This window comes from Salaquimonas pukyongi (genome assembly GCF_001953055.1).
Lineage (GTDB): Bacteria > Pseudomonadota > Alphaproteobacteria > Rhizobiales > Rhizobiaceae > Salaquimonas > Salaquimonas pukyongi.
In genome coordinates, this window is record NZ_CP019044.1 from 3,013,718 (window position 1) to 3,029,846 (window position 16,129).

Here is a 16,129-nt window from a genome sequence, read left to right on the forward strand (position 1 = left end):
ATTTGGCCGGTTGGAGAATTTGGCGGTTGTTTTCGCTGGGGCTGGATTTTTGGCCACGATAACTCCATTTGGGAGAAACGACCCCGGCACGGGATCAACATTTGCAATGCGGAATCTACATTTCCAATGTGGGATTGCTGCGCCGGTTTTCAAACCATTCGGCGAAGATCACACTTGAAGCTTCATAACAGAAAGACCGCCCGGTATGTCACGTGAACGATTGGTAATGTCATCCGCGCCCATGCGGGCGGCATTGCTGGTAGCCCTTCTGGCGCCATTCTGTCTCATGCTCGCGATGATGATGCCGCTGCCGGCAAAGGCCCAGGAACCCGTCCGCATTGTTTTTCTCGGCGACAGCCTGACGGCAGGGTTCGGCCTGGGTCCGGGTGAAGCCTATGTCGAGCGGCTTGGCGCAATGCTGAAGGAAAAGGGGCTGTCCGTTGAAATCGTCAATGCCGGGGTTTCGGGAGACACCACCGCAGGTGGCCTGTCCCGGCTCGACTGGTCGGTGTCCGATGGCACCAAAGGTGTTGTGCTGGCGCTCGGCGGCAACGACGCCCTGCGCGGCATTCCCGTCGAGGAAACCCGCAACAATCTTGCAACCGCCATTGAAACGCTGAAAGCGCGCGGCATCGCCGTTCTGCTTGCCGGAATGCTGAGCCCGCCCAGCATGGGCGAAGACTATGAAAAGGCCTTCAACGCCATCTATGGCGACCTGGCGCAGCAATACGATGTCGCCTTCCATCCGTTTCTTCTCGACGGCGTTGCCGCCGAGGCAGCCCTCAATCAGGACGACGGCATCCACCCCAATGCGCAGGGCATGCAGGTCATTGCCAAACGCCTGCTGCCGGCGGTCGAAGCCTTTGTGCGCAATCTTCAATAAAACACCGGTGAGTGTCTGTCTTGCGGATTGGTGATTTGCCGTCACCGTATTTTCATTTGGAGCAGGGCAGAAAACGTGATTCCATGAAGCGGCGATTCGCGGCCTGCCGCCTCGTGCGGCCTGACGTCAAAATGCCGGCCCTTCGGGAGTGCCGTGTGAGTTGCAGGCGGGGAGTATTGTCATGCCCAGACTGTTTGCCGCGCTGCGCCTGCCACCTTCCATTGCCATGCAATTATCGCTCCTGCGCGGCGGCCTTAACGGTGCACGCTGGATCGACACGGAGAACTTTCACATCACCCTGGCCTTTTTCGGCGATATCGACCGCCACATCGCAAACGACCTGGCGTTGGCGCTCGGCGGCATAGACCGCCACGCTTTCGACCTTCGCATCGATCGGCTTGACGCCTTCGGCAATGGCAAGCCACGGGCGCTGTATGCCCGCATCGAGCCGGTAGCGGCGCTGATGGAACTGCAGTCGGAAATCGAACGCCTTGCCAAACGCCATGGCGTGCCACCCGACCGGCGCAAGTTTCTGCCCCATGTGACACTTGCAAGGCTCAAGGGGACGGCGCCCCATGAAGTGGCCCACTTCATCCATTCGCGCGGCGGCTATACCTCACCTTCCTTTGCCGTTGACCGTTTCGACCTGCTCTCATCGAAGGCCTCTATTGGCGGCGGACCCTATATCACCGAAGAACACTACCCCCTCAATGACGTTTCCGGCGGCGCGGACGCGCCAGGCCAAAACGGCGCATATGGCTATACCGGGGCGGTCATGGGATATTCCGCCGGATCGCGCTAGGCTGAATCTTCCTCTTCCAGCGTCTCCAGGGAATGGCGCTGGATCAGCGGATATTGAAACAGCATGAAGACAATGGTCATGGGCATGGTCGCCCAGACCTTGAAATTGACCCAGAAATCGCTGGAAAAATTGCGCCACACCACTTCATTGGCAAGCGCCAGAAAGAAGAAGAAGCAGGCCCAGCGGAAGGTCAGCTTCGTCCAGCCCTCGTCATCGAGCTGAAACGGCCCCTCGAACAGCAGTTTCAGCAGCGGTTTGCCGAAGACATACAGGCCGATGAACAGCGCGCTGCCAAACAGGATGTTGACGATGGTCGGCTTCATCTTGATGAAGGTTTCATCCTGAAGATACAGTGTCAGCCCGCCGAAGATGAACACCATGACGGCAGTGATCAGCGGCATGACGGCCAGACGCCGTTCCCATATCCATGTCAGGGTCAGGGAGATTGCCATGGCAACCATGAAAGCTGCCGTGCCGACGAAAATCTTGCCGCCCAGTGCCTTGAGCGCGGGAAAGGCTGCGGCCAGTTCCTCGCCATAGGTATTGGCGAGAAAGAACACCACCAGCGGCCCCATTTCCAGCGCCAGCTTGGTCCCCTGGCTCAGTTTCCGTTTTTCGTCAGCCATCCATTTGGTTCCAATACGGTCTATGCTTCATCTTCACGCGGCAGGCCGGCAATCGACCGGGCAAATTCCCGCGCCTCGAAGGGTTCCAGATCCTCGACCTGCTCACCGACGCCGACAAAATAGACCGGCAATTTGTGCTTGGCCGATATCGCCACCAGAATGCCGCCGCGCGCGGTTCCATCGAGTTTGGTCATGACAAGACCGTTGACACCGGCAATATCCTTGAAGATTTCCACCTGGTTAAGCGCATTCTGGCCGGTGGTGGCATCGAGCGTCAGCAACACGGTATGGGGCGCGGACGGGTCCTGCTTCTTCAGCACGCGAACGATCTTTTCCAGTTCCGCCATCAGTTCGGTCTTGTTCTGCAGCCGGCCGGCGGTATCCATCAGCATGACGTCGCGCCGTTCCTTGCGGGTTTCCGCCCAGGCATCGAAGGCAAGACCGGCAGCATCCGACCCGAGCGGCCGTGACAACACCGGAGACATGGTGCGCTCGCCCCATATCTTCAACTGCTCGATGGCGGCAGCCCTGAAGGTATCGCCTGCAACCAGCGTGGTCGAAAAACCGGCATCATAAAGCTTTGATGCCAGCTTGCCGATCGTCGTCGTCTTGCCGGAACCATTGACGCCGACGACGAGAATGACATGCGGCTGGTGTTCGAGGTCCAGATCGAGATCGACGGCGACCGGATCGAGGATTTTCTCGATTTCGTCGGCCATGATCTCGCGAACCTCTTCATCGGTGACGGTCTTGCCGAATTTCTGCGCCGAAAGCGCATCGGTAATGTTCATCGCCGTTTCAACGCCCAGATCGGCCTGAATTAGAATGTCCTCGAGATCCTGTAGCGTGTCATCGTCCAGCTTGCGGTTGGTGAAGACCTGGGAGATGTTCTCCTTCAGCTGGTTTGAAGAGCGCGACAAGCCCTTGGAGAGGCGCTTCAGCCAGCTTTCGCGGCGCGCTTGCTGTTCGTCTTCCTCCGGTTCGGGCTCAGGCTCTTTTTTTGCCTTGCGCTCGGTGAGCGTGATCTTGCTGTCCTCGATCTCAAGCGCTTCGGGCGGCGGTGCAACAACCCCGTCCTCGTCAAAAGCAGGCTCAAGATCGGGATCGCCTGCCGCATCGAACTCCGCATCGCCTTCATCCGGCTCTTCATCCAGGCCCTCATCGGGCCCGGGCCCGGAAGCGGCATCATCCTCTGCGTCTTCCAGGCTTTCTTCGGCGGCCTTTTTTGCAGCAGCGGCGAGGGCTGCCTGTTCTGCTTCAAGCCTTGCAGCCTCCTCTGCAGCTTCAGCTTCCTCGGCTGCCTTCCTTTCAGCAGCTTCTTTCCCGGCTTTCGCCCTGGCGGCCTTTTGCGCCTTCTGGGTTTTGGCCTTTTCAGCTGCAGCCTTCTTCTCGGCGGCAGCGCGTTCCTTTGCTACTTTTTCCTTTGCAGCCTTTTCAGCTTTCGCCGCCTTGTCAGTGGCGGCCTTTTCCTCTTTTGCCTTTTTTTCAGCTTCCGCCTTGGCCTGTTTTTCGGCAGCAGCTTTGTCGGCAGCTTCCGCTTTCTTGAGCGCAGCTTCTTCTGCCTTTTTCTTTGAGGCGGCCTCTTTCCCGGCTTTTGCCTTTGCTTTCTCCGCAGCCTCAGCAAGCTTCGCAGCTTCGGCAGCTTCCGCCTCCGCCGCGGCATCTGCATCGGGCGCTTCGTCGTCCGCCTTCTTGCGGCCAAAGCCGAAGGAGAAGATACGCTTTAAAAGGCCGGGCTTTTTTTCTTCCGTCATCCTGTTTCCCTATGCCGCAGCTTCACGCCCGGAAGCTTCCGCAATTCTGGCCAAAAGCATGGTGCCGGTAGTCCCGGTGATTTCCACCGGAATGAAGCTGCCGGGTTCGTGGCCCGCCACCTGATCCAGCATTGCCAGTGTGAATTGCGGCAACCGGCCCTTGCCGCCCTGCTCCAGCAAAATGCTAGCGCGTGTACCGGCAAACCCTGCAAGATGCGCAGAGAGCGCTTCATCGGCTTTCTGGCGCAAAATGCGTGCCCGCTCGCGGATTGCCTCACGCGGCAGTTGCGGCATTTTTGCCGCCGGGGTTCCGTTTCTTGGCGAAAACGGGAAAACATGCACGAAATCCAGCCCGCAGGCATCGATCAGCGACAGCGTTTCTTCGAACATGGCGTCCGTTTCCGTGGGAAAGCCGGCCATCAGATCTGCACCGAAGGCAATCTCCGGCCGAAGCTTGCGCACTGTCTCGCAGAACTTGATCGAATCGTCTCTCAAGTGACGCCGCTTCATGCGTTTCAAGATCAAATCGCTGCCATGCTGCAGGGACAGATGCAGATGCGGCATGAAACGGGCTTCGCCGGCAATGGCCTCCATCAGCGCTTCGTCCACTTCGATGGAATCGATGGAGGAAAGCCGCAGCCGTACCAGATCGGGAACCTGTTTCAGTACCGCCTGAACAAGCCGGCCAAGTTTCGGACTGCCAGGCAGGTCCGCACCCCAGGACGTGGTGTCGACGCCGGTCAGCACCACTTCGCGATAGCCGTTTGCCACCAGCTGTTTTACCTGCTCGACCACTTCGCCCGCGGGCACCGACCGGGAATTGCCCCGGCCATAGGGAATGATGCAGAAGGTACAGCGATGATCGCATCCGTTCTGCACCTGCACAAAGGCGCGGGTATGGCCCTCCACCGCCTGCACCATGTGCGAGGCCGTCTCGCGCACCTCCATGATGTCGTTGACGCGAACTTTCTCGAAATCGTTGACACCGAAGTCCGGCAGGGCGCGGTAGGGCTGGCTTTTCAGCTTCTCCTCATTGCCGAGAACAAGATCGGGTTCCACCATTTCCGCAAAGGTTTCCGGCTCCGTCTGCGCCGCGCATCCCGAGACGATGATCCGCGCATTGGGGTTTTCGCGCCTTGCCTTGCGGATCGCCTGCTTTGCCTGGCGCACGGCTTCCGCCGTCACCGCACAGGTGTTGACCAGGATGGCGTCTTCCTCAAGCGCATGAAGACCGGCGTCCTGCGCTTTTTTGCGCATGACTTCGGTTTCGTAGGCATTCAGCCTGCATCCGAATGTGAGCGTCCTGATGGCCATGTCTTCAGCACGGTTTGCCGGTGGTTGCGGTTTCTACAGGTTTGGCGGCGTATATGGCGTAAAGTGCTGCCAATTGCCAGCATTCAAACCACTTCCAACCAAGCCGGACACGCTCTAGGCTGTATCGACATTCAGGATTTGGAGCGCGGTATGGGGAAAATCGTTCAATTCCAGGAGCGGAACCGATGACAGGCCGGTATCATTTCGAGGTTCCGCGACGCCGAGCCAGGGACGAAATCCGTCTCGCGCGGCTTCCGAAACCTGAATGTCGATACAGCCTAAGGTGGTGGGGGGCTGAAACGAGAGGAAAAAAAATGAAACTGCATGATCGGAACAACCGCCGCAGATGGCTCTCCCCCCTGCTGGCATCTGCAGGCATTCTTGCCGCCCTTACCGGCATAAGCGCCGCATCCCCCGTTGCCGATTTCACCTGCAAGGTGCTTGCCCATCCCGCCCTGCAGCGCGATGGCTATCTGCTCGGCGAAAACATCTACTTTCTGGGAGAGCGTGTCGGCCTGGTCGGCTATGCCGAACCTGCAGAACAACTGCCCCAGGTGGTCTCCGGCTCCGGCATGCAGTTTTCCAACGGAACCATCACATTTGCCGCCAAGGGCAATGAAGGCTTCCTGCAGTTGAACGACGGCACCACCTTCCCCTGTGTGGCAAACGCTTCGGCCAGCGCCGGCAGCGGTGATGGCGCCGGCGCATACCGCATAGCCCGGTCGCTTTTCGGTTCCATTGTCCGCGACGGTGATTCCCCTTCTGCGCGCGAACTTGACCGCATTCCCCTGGGGGACCCCATCGAGATCATCTCTGAAACCGGCAGTTTTTACGATGGCTGGCAGTGGATACGCATCCGCTATTCGGAAGGGCTGGAAGGCTATGTTTGGGGCGGCACGATCTGCACGACAGGCGGCCCGGCAATCACCGGCGTGCACGCAAGCTGCAACTGACGGATGCGGTCACACAGTCACGGATCAATGACAGCCGCCCCGGTTTGCGGATCGAGCCTGCCGGAAAACTCGAATTCGGCGGGCCCGGTCATCAGCACCCGGTTGTCTTCTTTCCATTCGACCGTCAGGTGCTTTCTGCTTGGCGGGGTGATCTTTGCCTTGCGTGCGGCAAGCTCCTTGCGCACCGCACAGACCAGCGTTGCACAGGCCGCTGACCCGCAGGCAAGCGTCAGCCCGGCTCCGCGTTCCCAGGTACGGATCACGATGTGTTCGGGCGAAACCACCTGCGCCAGGGTGATGTTGGCACGCTCGGGAAAGATCGGATGGTTTTCCAGCAACGGACCAAAACGCTCCAGATCATAGCTTTCCGGATCGTTCTCCACCCAGAAAATCGCATGGGGATTGCCCATGCTGGCAACGCTGGGCGAATGCAGCACAGGCGCATCGATCGGCCCTATCTGCAGTTCGATCCGGGTGGTATCGGCAAATGCTTCGGCCAGCGGAATGTCCTCCCAGCCGAAATGCGGCATGCCCATGTCGACGGAAATCGTGCCATCATCGTTGACCGTGGCCGGCAGCATGCCTGCCCGGGTGCGAAACAGCCACTCGGATTTTGCTTCCCCCCTGTTGAGACAGGAAACGACGCAGCGCATGCCGTTGCCGCAGGCGCCCGCCTCGCTGCCATCGGAGTTGTGGATCAGCAGACCGGCGTCAAACCCCGCGCCTTTCGGAGTACGCACTTCCATCAACTGGTCGAACGGCACGCTTTCATTGAGTGCAATTGCCGCTTGCGGCGCCAGGTAATCCGCACGCCCGCGCATGTCGGCAACGACGATTGCATTGCCTGCGCCGTTCATCTTGCAAAAAGGTACATCGCTCGCCATGGCCGGTACTTCCAGATTACGGCAGCCGGCCAGAGGTCCCGGCAGCCGGAACCTCATATAGAGCGCTGATTACCCGATCGCAAATACGCCCAGCAGCATGAGCAGGAACAACACAAGCGCGACGACGATGAGAAGCCTTGCACCGGTCAGCGCAATGCCCGATACCCGGTTGAGGCCGAACAGGCTGGCGATGGCTGCGACCACCAGCAGAATTAGAATCCATTCAAGCATGAGTGTTCTCTCCAGTTACCACAGCAGGGTAACGCCGGTCTGGCAGATTGGTTCCCGCCCTGCCGCAACGTCAAATTACTTAGGTTGGCTGGGTCAATTTGCCTTTGGCGGCGGGAGGATAAACACCTGCCCCGGATGAGCCGCCTCAAATCGGTCCGCCTGAATTCCAGCTTCTGCCAGCGCTTCGGCAAGCTTCTCCTTCGGCTCGCTCACCGGCTCGTCGGTCAACTGGAAAGTCCCCCAGTGATGGCCGATGGCACGCTTTGCCCCCAGCAGCCTGAATCCTTCCACCGCCTCTTGCGGGTTGATGTGCTGGGCCTTCATGAACCAGCGCGGCTCATAGGCCCCGATGGGCAGGATGGCGAGGTCGAAACCGCCATGTTTTTGCGCCGCAGCACGGAAGTGGGCGCCCTTATGGAAGGCAGTATCGCCCACATGATGGATTTTCAGCCCCGGGGTTTCGAGCGAAAAGGCGCACCACAGTGTCATCTGCACATCGCGAAGCCCCCTCGCGCCCCAGTGGTGGCACGGTTCGAAATGAACCACGGTATCGTTGGAAAGCCGGGCAGTATCCGACCAGTCTCCGGTTGCCGTGCGGGCCTCCGGAACCGTCTTTTGGATGATTGCATCATTTCCGAGCGGTGTGATGATCAGCGGATCATGTTTTTCCACCAACTCTGCAAGGGTCGGCAGGTCCATGTGATCGTAGTGGGAATGGGTCAAGAGAACGGCATCGATCGGCGGCAGGGCATCGAAATCTATTCCCGGCGGATTGACCCGCTTGGGGCCGGCAAATCCCAGCGGGCTGGCCCGCTCTGCCCATACCGGATCGGTGAGAAAATTGAGCCCGTTGGTCTGTATCAGGAAACTTGCATGGCCCACATGGGTAACCCGGGCGGTGTCCGCAGCAACCCGCTGCGGTGGCACATCCCTTTCAAACGGGCTGTCATAACGCGCCGGCCACTTGGTGCGTTCGCCTTGCAATTTCCAGCGCACAAGATCCTTGAACGTTCCCGGCGGCGTGCCGCCCTCATTGTAGAACCGCTTGCCGTCAAAATGATCGGACACGGGACCGCGATAAAAAGGGTTTTTGCTGAACGGCCGCAGGCTCCACCACATCGCGGAAAAAGCGGAGGATGCTGCGGCACCGGTTCTGCTCGGCTTTTTCCGCCTGCTCATGGTCTCCATATTCTCCCTGGTTGGCCCCGGACGCTTGCCGCCTCCGGCAACCTTCCTGTGCCGAACTGACCATGGGTGTACCAGGCCAGCATTCTCGTTAGCACTTGCTTAACCTTGATGCGGGGCACGCGTTTACCAACCGTTTACCCCAAACCAAGACGTGAGCGGGAAAACCGGCCGGAACACCCCTCCAACCCCGTGTTTTTGCACGTTTTCTTCATTCATTTCACTTTAATAAGACAATTCACCTCCCGCGAAGGTACCTGACGGACTTGGCACGCCTCTTGCCAGAAGGTTCCCGTCCCCGCCGCAACAGGGCCGATTGCATCAAGATAGGTAGATACCATGCGAGACATTACCACCGGAAACATCATCGCCGACTGGAAGCCGGAATATGCGGGCATGTTCGGCAAGGAAACGCTGAAGCTCAAGCACACGCTGCATCAGTCGGAATGGTTCAGCGATGAGCGCCTGGCGAACCTGATCGAAAAGGCTGAACGCAGCCATTATCATGTCAATACCCGTTCTTCGGGACCCGATGGAAAGAAACGCCGCCGCGAAGGCGAATTCGGCGGCCTGTCCGGCATGGAGGTACTGCAGGCTGTCCGCAAGGGCGATATCTGGATCAATCTGCGGGCACCGCAACTGGCGGACCCGGCCTATGGAGACATGCTGCATGACATGTATGCGGAGTTCGAGACCCGCGTGCCCGGCCTTGAAACCTTCAAGCACAAGACCACCATTCTGATTTCCTCGCCCAACGTCTACGTTCCCTTTCACTCCGACGTACCGGGCCAGATGCTGTGGCAGGTCCGCGGCACAAAGCGTGTCTGGCTGTATCCGGCCGAAGAGCCGTTTGTCACCCGCAACGCCATCGAGAAACTCATTCTCGGCGAGTTGCATGAAACCGACATGCCGTATGACGAAACCCTTGATGAAAAGGCTTTCGTGACCGACCTTCAGCCCGGCGACATGCTGCACTGGCCGCTCAACTGGCCGCATCGGGTGGAAAACCATGATTGCCTGAACGTTTCGGTGACCACAGAGCACTTCACAAGGGAAATCCGCACGTCCTATGCCGTCAACTATGCCAATGGCCTGTTGCGAAAGGCCGGCATTGCCAACCCGCGCAAACAGACCGGTGGCCTCGCCGCCACCGCCAAGACGGCGCTTGCCGGTGCGGTAAAATTCTCAGGCCTGCGCAGACAGGCTCATAAACCCTACACCATCGACTTTGTTGTCGACCCCAGTGGCAAGGCCGGCATACGCGACATCGACCCATACGAACTGCGCCTGTAATCTGAAACGCTAGCACAGGATGCGGCACATGACCCCACAAGAAGCGGTAAGAACAACGTTGCAGCTGCCAGACACCGTCAACCTCGATGAGACATTTGAAACGGCGTTCACCGGCTCTAAGGCCAGAGCCGGACCTTTCCAGTCTGGCGCCGGTGTCGACATCATCTGCGATCCCGCTGAAATTCTCGCCCTGGGCGAGGAATGGGAAGCGCTGGAGGCAAGCTGCCCCGACACGGTTTTCTTTCAGTCCTTTGCATGGTGCCGCAATTTCCTGGAGTTTTCCCGCGGCAAACCAGGCTTCGCACCGCGTGTCATCACCTTCCGCAAATCCCGGCCCGATGGCTCTGCCAGACTTGCCGGCATTCTGCCGCTCGCCCTGCAAACCAAAGGCCGGATGAAGGTACTGACGGGTTTTGCCGAACCCTTCCAGCAATATACCGACATGCTGCTCGACCCGCAGAGCAGAGCGGAGGATTTTGCTCCATTCCTGCTTGAGGCATTGAGAAAGACCGGTGCCGACTATGTCCATTTCGGTCAGGTTCGCGAGGACAGCGCACTGGCCCAATTGTCGAACAGCAAGCTGCTGCCAATGGGCGAAAAGGAGGGCGCGCCTTATGTTCGCCTTTCGGCATTCGGCAGCCATGCTGCCTACATCAAAACCGTGCGTGCCAAAACCCGCAAGAACCTGCGCAACGCGAAAAACCGCCTGGAGCGCAGCGCACCGGTTACCCATGAAGTGGCGGAAGACGGTCCGCTTCTCCGCGAAGTCATCGAGCGGGCCTATGAGGGACGCGAAGCCTGGCTGGCACGCATCGGACTTACCTCACGCGCCTTTCAGGACACGGACTTCGAGGCGTTTCTGAAACGCTTCGCCGACTGCACTGCACCAGGCGGCGGCGCCATCCGCACCATCGCCATGTCCTTGAAGCACGGCGACCAGCCGCTTTCCGATCAGTGGGGTTTTGTCTATCGCGGGCGCTACTATGCCTTCATGGCCAACTGGAATCCGGCCTACGAAGCCTCGAGCCCCGGCAGGCTGCATCTTGGTGAGGTCATCAAGACCTGCTTCGACAAGGGTTTTAAAACAGCCGATTTTCTCATTCCCGCCTCCAGCTACAAGCTGAACTGGACAGACGACGTCACCCAGGTCTGCGACCTCATCGTGCCGCTGACCGGAAAGGGCAGTCTTTACACCCGTTTGTGGCTCGGTTTCATCCGGCCGCATGCAAAACGGATATTTTTCCGCCTGCCCACCGGTCTGCGCCAGCTTGTGATGAAGAAGATTGCCCCGAACGCCTAGAGCCTGTCTTGATTAGCTGGAAGCAGTTTGAATGGATGGATTTTTCGCCTCTGGCAAGGAGAAGACCACAGCAGGTTTGTTTATCCATCCTGCGAGGATTTCGACGAAGCCAGCGCGCAAAAGACACCACAGGTGATGCAATACCATGTTGAATCCCTTTTGTTTTCTGTAATCGCCTGAACCTGGTTCCCGGCGTTCAAACGATTCCATCCAACCAGGACACGCTCTAGCCGGTTGCCAGCAACAGCTTCTCGATCTCGTGCACGGGATGGTTGGTCAGGGTCTTGTCCACCTCGCCGATGACGCAATGGGCGACTTCCTGGTGCATTTCATCGCGCAATTCGCCAAGTATCTTCGGTGGTGCCGCCAGCACCAGCGCGCTGAATTTGCCTTTGTGCGCCAGTTCATAAAGCTTGGCGGCGATTTCGCGGGCAAACCGGGTCTTCTCGAATTCGTGCCAGTCGGTATCGGCCACCGCGCTCTTGTGGGCGCTGGGACCGTCATTGAACCGGCCGGGCCGGTTGGCCGCCTGTTCCCGCGTTGGCGGATTTTCCTGCTCCATTTCCCGGAACACGGCCAGATTGGGAAATTTTGCATCGCCTTCATTGCGAAGGAACAGGGCTTTTTCGCCGTCGGCAACGACAATCCAGCCGTCGCGGGGCAATCTGATGTCTCCCATGGCTACCTCCTGCCGTTTTATGTCATGGACCCATAAACCAGGTCGATGCCTGGCCCCACCCCGCAACTGGTAACTTGGCCGATTGCGGGGCGAGAAGTCCGATTACCCGATTGTGCGCCGATTACTGCATGCGCTCAAGGGTGATCTGGGCAAGGCCAACGGCCAGATTGACACCCGTGCCTGCGGAAACGCTGACCGGCTGCAGGGCAAAGGAATCCTCTGATCCGCCCAGCAGCACATTGGCGCCAAGCCCCGCAACGAAGGCAGCGGACGCCGTTGCACCCGAATAGGTACCTTCCAGCGCGCCGGGTTGATAGACGTTGTCCTGGGCTGCAACCACGGTCCACAGGATCACCTGTTCACCGGTGACGCCAATGTCGATGCCGAATTTCTGGATCGTGCCGGCATAGACTTCGTCGGGAAACGAGCCATCGGCATGGGTAAAAGTGCAGGAAATGTTCTTGGTGGAGCCGAAAACGAAACCGGCGCCACCGGCCACCTCACAATTTAGCTGGCCAAGCTCGACACCGCCTTCCTGCGCTGTGGCAGGCGATGCTGCCAGGGTGAGCGAAAGGGCAAGAGCGGCAGCAGAAATTGCTTTCGTCGCTACGGGAAACTTCATGGGGAATACTCCTGTGATTGAACGCTTTAACCCCCGGCGCAGTCCGCATGGAGCACGCCAGCCTCCCCCTACAACGCCGGGCCGGCGGATTGGTTGCGTTCAGCACTGCCGTATTGCCGGGACCCCATGCCGCAAAGCTTGACTTTTGCCCGGTTTTCCTGTTGAAGCCCGTCATCTCACCTGCGAGACCATACCCTGCCAAAGGCTGACATATGCCAAGGCCGACCGGGGCCGCCTGAAAAGGCGAAAAAACCGACCCTGGAAGCCACCACCCAACAGCGCGATGCGCCCTTGGGTGTTTTTTGCTTTGCAGCAAACCACGGCAAGCTTGGGTTTTGCGGCGTGAGTGCATACCTTGTGGGGACGAACCCCGCGGGAAAAGGAAGAAAACGTGTTTCAATCGCTGTCGGACCGCTTAAGCGGCATTTTCGAAGGCCTTACCAAGCGCGGCGCGCTGTCGGAAAAAGACGTCTCCGCAGCCTTGCGCGAGGTGCGCCGTGCGCTGATCGAGGCCGATGTAGCGCTCGAAGTGGTGCGCGACTTCACCGACCGTATCCGTGAAAAGGCCGTTGGCGCCGAAGTTGTCCAGTCCGTCACCCCCGGCCAGATGGTCGTCAAGATCGTCCATGACGAACTGGTCGAAATGCTGGGCTCCGACGCCGAGCCGATTTCCCTGGCAGCCGCCCCGCCGGTCACCATCATGATGGTCGGCCTTCAGGGCTCCGGTAAAACCACCACCTCGGCCAAGATCGCCAAACGGCTGACGGAAAAGAGCCGCAAGAAAGTGCTGATGGCCTCGCTCGACGTGCGCCGTCCCGCTGCCCAGGAGCAATTGCGCCAGCTTGGCGAACAGACCAGCGTTGAAACCCTGCCCATCGTCGAGGGCCAGCAGCCCGTGGAGATCACCCGGCGCGCCCAGCAGGCTGCCAAGCTTGGCGGCTATGACGTTCTCATTCTCGATACCGCCGGACGCACCCATATCGACGAGCCGCTGATGGTCGAGATGGCCGATATCCGCAAGGAGGCCGATCCGCACGAAATCCTGCTCGTTGCCGATGCCCTGACCGGTCAGGACGCCGTCAACCTGGCAAAGAGCTTTGACGACCGTGTCGGCATTACCGGCCTGGTGCTGACCCGCGTCGATGGCGACGGGCGCGGTGGCGCAGCCCTTTCCATGCGGGCAGTCACCGGCAAGCCGATCAAGCTGATCGGCACCGGCGAGAAGATGGACGCACTGGAAGACTTTCATCCCGCGCGTATCGCCGACCGCATTCTTGGCATGGGCGACATCGTCTCGCTGGTCGAAAAGGCCGCCGAGACCATCGACCAGGAAAAAGCCGCCGCAATGGCCAAGCGCATGCAGAAAGGGGAGTTCGACCTGAACGACCTTTCAGAGCAGCTTGGCCAGATGCAGAATCTTGGCGGCATGGGCGGCATCATGAACCTGCTGCCGGGCATCGGCAAAATGAAAAAACAGATCGAGGAAGCCGGCATCGACGACTCGATCTTCAAGAAGCAGCAGGCAATGATCTCCTCGATGACACGGGCCGAACGCAAAAGTCCGAAACTGCTCAACATGAAACGCAAGCAGCGTGTCGCCGCCGGTTCCGGCACGAGCGTCCAGGAGATCAACAAGCTGCTGAAAATGCATCAGCAGATGGCCGGCATGATGAAGAAGATGTCGAAGCAGAAGGGCGGCCTGCTCGGCGGAATGGGCGGCGGCATGATGCAGAAAATGATGGGCGGCGCAGGCGGCATGCCGGGACTTCCCGGCGGCATGGGTGGCGGCGGCATGCCCGGTGGCATGGGCGATCTCGCCAACATGGACCCCAAGGAGCTTGAACGCATGGCCCAGCAGATGGGCGTCAAACTGCCCAAAGGCCTGCCGGGGAAAAAATAATGAACAATCCCTCCCCCGACAACGCGCTTGAAAAGCTCGCCCATTACCGCGCATCGATCGACAATCTCGATGCCGCGCTCATTCACATTCTGGCCGAACGCTTCCGCATCACCAAGGCGGTGGGCGAATTGAAGGCCGGAGCCGATCTTCCTCCCGCTGATCCCCAGCGCGAGAAAAAACAGGTCGAACGGCTGAGGAAACTCGCAATTGAAGCCGATCTCGACCCGGACTTTGCCGAAACACTTCTCAATTTCATCATCCGGGAAGTGATCCGGCACCACGAACAGGCGCGCGGCTAGAGCGTGCCTTAACCAGTCAAGTCAAAAAGGAAATCAACCATGGCTGTAAAACTTCGTCTCGCACGCGGCGGTTCCAAGAAGCGCCCGTTCTATTCCATCGTTGCCGCTGATGAACGCATGCCGCGCGACGGCCGCTACATCGAAAAACTCGGCACCTACAACCCGATGCTTCCGAAGGACGGCGAGCGCGTCGTGCTCGACAAGGAGCGCGCCGAACACTGGCTCAAACACGGCGCCAAGCCGACTGACCGGGTTGCCCGTTTTCTCGATGCCGAAGGCCTGATGAAGCGCGAAGCCCGCAACAACCCGCAAAAGGCCCAGCCCGGCAAGAAGGCCCAGGAGCGCGTCGCCGAAGCCAAGGCGAAGGAAGAGGAAGCCGCTGCTGCTGCCGCTGCCGCCGAGGAAGAAGCCAAGGCTGCCGCCGAGGCACCTGCCGAGGAAGCTCCAGTTGAAGAGGCTGCCGCCGAAGCGCCCGCCGGGGAAACAGCCGCTGAGGCTCCTGCAGAAGAGGCTCCGGCTGAGGAAAAGGCTGAGTAACTGCAGTTGCCAGCTGAATTGACAGCTGATTCGAGGCGATTCATAATAAAGCGTCGCTGGAATGTTCCGGCGACGCTTGATTCAGGATTGAAAAAATGGCTGACATCAAATTAGCGAATTCAGACCTAAGAGGTAAGGCAGTTAAGTTATTTGAAAACCTACTCGACAACAACGATTCTGTTGAGGCGGTTGAACAAACAGCGCTTGACAATTTTGATACTTTTAAGAAATCCTTTGCTGACACGAACCGAAAATTTATAGAAAAAGCTAATAACCAGGCCGGTACTTGAGTAGCAACGATTTTTTCGAGAATAACCGGGTTCAAAAAAGGGCCGCCTTCTTCTCGGGAATGGCTGAACGACTTCTTGGTGTTTACCCGGAAATTGGAAAATACACCCATTTCACAACAGACTCACCAATCCTGCTTTCTCACTGCTATTTTCTTTTGAGCGACTCCTACAAGGCTGCCCGGTTAAAGCCAGAAAGCCGAACGGATGACTACAAAAAGGCTGCAATATCAGCGACCGCTGTCATGATTGTTCGCCCATTCGCGGCACTTAATCCAGACGATGTATCCAATCTCGAAGCATTTCTGGCAAATCCGATATTTGCCATGGCATGCGGAAATGCTTGGGCCAGCAATCGGGATTTGTTTTCAAGCTATCCGTTTGACTACCTCAAGCGCTTCTACAACACGTTGCACAATGTGGAAATTCACGCGATGGAGGAGTTTATTCAACGGCTTCGTGCTGACCAACCAGTGACAGATATTACATCGGTAACGTTGAATCGGCATGACATGGCTGCTTTGGATAACTGGGTGGAAAAATTCTTCATGCTCTGCAATCAGAAACGCTGATCCATCCG

Annotated in this window: 19 protein-coding genes; 10 read left to right on the plus strand and 9 right to left on the minus strand. The window is 58.6% G+C overall.

What is annotated here, in order from left to right:
• Window positions 1-226: 226 nt before the first annotated feature.
• Both BVL55_RS14540 and thpR read left to right on the plus strand, forming a co-directional pair.
• Window positions 227-883, plus strand: coding sequence for an arylesterase (locus BVL55_RS14540; RefSeq protein WP_428977264.1), 657 nt, complete (start codon window positions 227-229; stop codon window positions 881-883).
• 181 nt (window positions 884-1,064) lie between these two features.
• Window positions 1,065-1,685: an RNA 2',3'-cyclic phosphodiesterase gene (gene thpR, locus BVL55_RS14545; RefSeq protein WP_075997505.1), complete on the plus strand. Its 621-nt coding sequence runs from the start codon at window positions 1,065-1,067 to the stop codon at window positions 1,683-1,685.
• Here the strand turns inward: thpR and BVL55_RS14550 are convergent.
• The 3 genes from BVL55_RS14550 to mtaB are packed head-to-tail and all read right to left on the minus strand — an operon-like array spanning window position 1,682 to window position 5,379.
• Window positions 1,682-2,326 (minus strand): septation protein A, encoded by a 645-nt coding sequence (locus BVL55_RS14550; protein WP_428977288.1) that lies wholly within the window; start codon window positions 2,324-2,326, stop codon window positions 1,682-1,684. The genes thpR and BVL55_RS14550 overlap by 4 nt on opposite strands.
• Before the next feature lie 5 nt (window positions 2,327-2,331).
• Complete coding sequence (ftsY, locus tag BVL55_RS14555; protein WP_075997507.1) at window positions 2,332-4,065, minus strand: signal recognition particle-docking protein FtsY; 1,734 nt, start codon at window positions 4,063-4,065, stop codon at window positions 2,332-2,334.
• Between the two features lie 9 nt (window positions 4,066-4,074).
• On the minus strand, window positions 4,075-5,379 hold the full coding sequence (mtaB, locus tag BVL55_RS14560) for a tRNA (N(6)-L-threonylcarbamoyladenosine(37)-C(2))-methylthiotransferase MtaB (protein ID WP_075997508.1): 1,305 nt from the start codon (window positions 5,377-5,379) through the stop codon (window positions 4,075-4,077).
• Between the two features lie 314 nt (window positions 5,380-5,693).
• Here mtaB and BVL55_RS14565 point away from each other — a divergent pair, with 314 nt between their 5' ends.
• Window positions 5,694-6,332 carry an SH3 domain-containing protein gene (locus tag BVL55_RS14565; RefSeq protein ID WP_075997509.1) on the plus strand — a complete coding sequence of 213 codons (639 nt, stop codon included), beginning with the start codon at window positions 5,694-5,696 and terminating at the stop codon, window positions 6,330-6,332.
• Window positions 6,333-6,349: 17 nt separating this feature from the next.
• Here BVL55_RS14565 and dapF read toward each other — a convergent pair whose 3' ends face one another.
• The 3 genes from dapF to BVL55_RS14580 all read right to left on the minus strand — a co-directional run bounded on the left by dapF (window position 6,350) and on the right by BVL55_RS14580 (window position 8,626).
• On the minus strand, window positions 6,350-7,216 hold the full coding sequence (dapF, locus tag BVL55_RS14570; protein WP_075997510.1) for a diaminopimelate epimerase: 867 nt from the start codon (window positions 7,214-7,216) through the stop codon (window positions 6,350-6,352).
• Between the two features lie 69 nt (window positions 7,217-7,285).
• A complete protein-coding gene (locus BVL55_RS14575; RefSeq protein ID WP_075997511.1) occupies window positions 7,286-7,447 on the minus strand; it encodes a DUF1328 family protein in 162 nt (53 codons plus the stop codon).
• Window positions 7,448-7,540: 93 nt separating this feature from the next.
• On the minus strand, window positions 7,541-8,626 hold the full coding sequence (locus BVL55_RS14580) for an MBL fold metallo-hydrolase (protein WP_083649681.1): 1,086 nt from the start codon (window positions 8,624-8,626) through the stop codon (window positions 7,541-7,543).
• 345 nt (window positions 8,627-8,971) lie between these two features.
• On the opposite strand from BVL55_RS14580, the gene BVL55_RS14585 reads away from it, so the two are divergent.
• Window positions 8,972-9,925 (plus strand): cupin-like domain-containing protein, encoded by a 954-nt coding sequence (locus tag BVL55_RS14585; protein WP_075997512.1) that lies wholly within the window; start codon window positions 8,972-8,974, stop codon window positions 9,923-9,925.
• A gap of 28 nt (window positions 9,926-9,953) precedes the next feature.
• On the plus strand, window positions 9,954-11,225 hold the full coding sequence (locus BVL55_RS14590) for a GNAT family N-acetyltransferase (RefSeq protein ID WP_162841517.1): 1,272 nt from the start codon (window positions 9,954-9,956) through the stop codon (window positions 11,223-11,225).
• Window positions 11,226-11,237: 12 nt separating this feature from the next.
• Here the strand turns inward: BVL55_RS14590 and BVL55_RS16860 are convergent, their stop codons facing one another.
• From BVL55_RS16860 to BVL55_RS14605, 3 genes are all read right to left on the minus strand, one after another.
• A complete protein-coding gene (locus BVL55_RS16860; protein ID WP_075997514.1) occupies window positions 11,238-11,435 on the minus strand; it encodes a hypothetical protein in 198 nt (65 codons plus the stop codon).
• Window positions 11,436-11,451: 16 nt separating this feature from the next.
• A complete protein-coding gene (locus BVL55_RS14600) occupies window positions 11,452-11,904 on the minus strand; it encodes a host attachment family protein (protein ID WP_075997515.1) in 453 nt (150 codons plus the stop codon).
• 121 nt (window positions 11,905-12,025) lie between these two features.
• Window positions 12,026-12,526, minus strand: a complete 501-nt coding sequence (locus BVL55_RS14605) for a DUF992 domain-containing protein (RefSeq protein WP_075997516.1) — start codon at window positions 12,524-12,526, stop codon at window positions 12,026-12,028.
• Between the two features lie 391 nt (window positions 12,527-12,917).
• Here BVL55_RS14605 and ffh point away from each other — a divergent pair, with 391 nt between their 5' ends.
• The 5 genes from ffh (at window position 12,918) to BVL55_RS14630 (ending at window position 16,121) form a co-directional block, all read left to right on the plus strand.
• Window positions 12,918-14,426 carry a signal recognition particle protein gene (gene ffh / locus BVL55_RS14610; RefSeq protein WP_075997517.1) on the plus strand — a complete coding sequence of 503 codons (1,509 nt, stop codon included), beginning with the start codon at window positions 12,918-12,920 and terminating at the stop codon, window positions 14,424-14,426.
• Window positions 14,426-14,725, plus strand: a complete 300-nt coding sequence (locus BVL55_RS14615) for a chorismate mutase (protein WP_075997518.1) — start codon at window positions 14,426-14,428, stop codon at window positions 14,723-14,725. The genes ffh and BVL55_RS14615 overlap by 1 nt, the downstream gene beginning before the upstream one ends.
• Window positions 14,726-14,764: 39 nt before the next feature.
• Window positions 14,765-15,262, plus strand: coding sequence for a 30S ribosomal protein S16 (rpsP, locus tag BVL55_RS14620; protein ID WP_075997519.1), 498 nt, complete (start codon window positions 14,765-14,767; stop codon window positions 15,260-15,262).
• A 95-nt stretch (window positions 15,263-15,357) separates the two neighbouring features.
• Window positions 15,358-15,552, plus strand: a complete 195-nt coding sequence (locus BVL55_RS14625) for a hypothetical protein (protein WP_075997520.1) — start codon at window positions 15,358-15,360, stop codon at window positions 15,550-15,552.
• On the plus strand, window positions 15,549-16,121 hold the full coding sequence (locus BVL55_RS14630; protein ID WP_156892565.1) for a hypothetical protein: 573 nt from the start codon (window positions 15,549-15,551) through the stop codon (window positions 16,119-16,121). The genes BVL55_RS14625 and BVL55_RS14630 overlap by 4 nt, the downstream gene beginning before the upstream one ends.
• Window positions 16,122-16,129 lie beyond the last annotated feature (8 nt).

Coding starts and splice junctions, on each gene's coding strand:
- BVL55_RS14615 (WP_075997518.1), top strand. CDS start 14,426: ATGAACAATCCCTCCCCCGACAACGCGCTTGAAAAGCTCGCCCATTAC.
- BVL55_RS14605 (WP_075997516.1), bottom strand. CDS start 12,526: ATGAAGTTTCCCGTAGCGACGAAAGCAATTTCTGCTGCCGCTCTTGCC.
- mtaB (WP_075997508.1), bottom strand. CDS start 5,379: ATGGCCATCAGGACGCTCACATTCGGATGCAGGCTGAATGCCTACGAA.
- rpsP (WP_075997519.1), top strand. CDS start 14,765: ATGGCTGTAAAACTTCGTCTCGCACGCGGCGGTTCCAAGAAGCGCCCG.
- BVL55_RS14600 (WP_075997515.1), bottom strand. CDS start 11,904: ATGGGAGACATCAGATTGCCCCGCGACGGCTGGATTGTCGTTGCCGAC.
- BVL55_RS14590 (WP_162841517.1), top strand. CDS start 9,954: ATGACCCCACAAGAAGCGGTAAGAACAACGTTGCAGCTGCCAGACACC.
- BVL55_RS14625 (WP_075997520.1), top strand. CDS start 15,358: ATGGCTGACATCAAATTAGCGAATTCAGACCTAAGAGGTAAGGCAGTT.
- BVL55_RS14580 (WP_083649681.1), bottom strand. CDS start 8,626: ATGAGCAGGCGGAAAAAGCCGAGCAGAACCGGTGCCGCAGCATCCTCC.
- BVL55_RS14540 (WP_428977264.1), top strand. CDS start 227: ATGTCATCCGCGCCCATGCGGGCGGCATTGCTGGTAGCCCTTCTGGCG.
- BVL55_RS14585 (WP_075997512.1), top strand. CDS start 8,972: ATGCGAGACATTACCACCGGAAACATCATCGCCGACTGGAAGCCGGAA.
- thpR (WP_075997505.1), top strand. CDS start 1,065: ATGCCCAGACTGTTTGCCGCGCTGCGCCTGCCACCTTCCATTGCCATG.
- BVL55_RS16860 (WP_075997514.1), bottom strand. CDS start 11,435: ATGGAATCGTTTGAACGCCGGGAACCAGGTTCAGGCGATTACAGAAAA.
- ftsY (WP_075997507.1), bottom strand. CDS start 4,065: ATGACGGAAGAAAAAAAGCCCGGCCTTTTAAAGCGTATCTTCTCCTTC.
- BVL55_RS14565 (WP_075997509.1), top strand. CDS start 5,694: ATGAAACTGCATGATCGGAACAACCGCCGCAGATGGCTCTCCCCCCTG.
- BVL55_RS14575 (WP_075997511.1), bottom strand. CDS start 7,447: ATGCTTGAATGGATTCTAATTCTGCTGGTGGTCGCAGCCATCGCCAGC.
- dapF (WP_075997510.1), bottom strand. CDS start 7,216: ATGGCGAGCGATGTACCTTTTTGCAAGATGAACGGCGCAGGCAATGCA.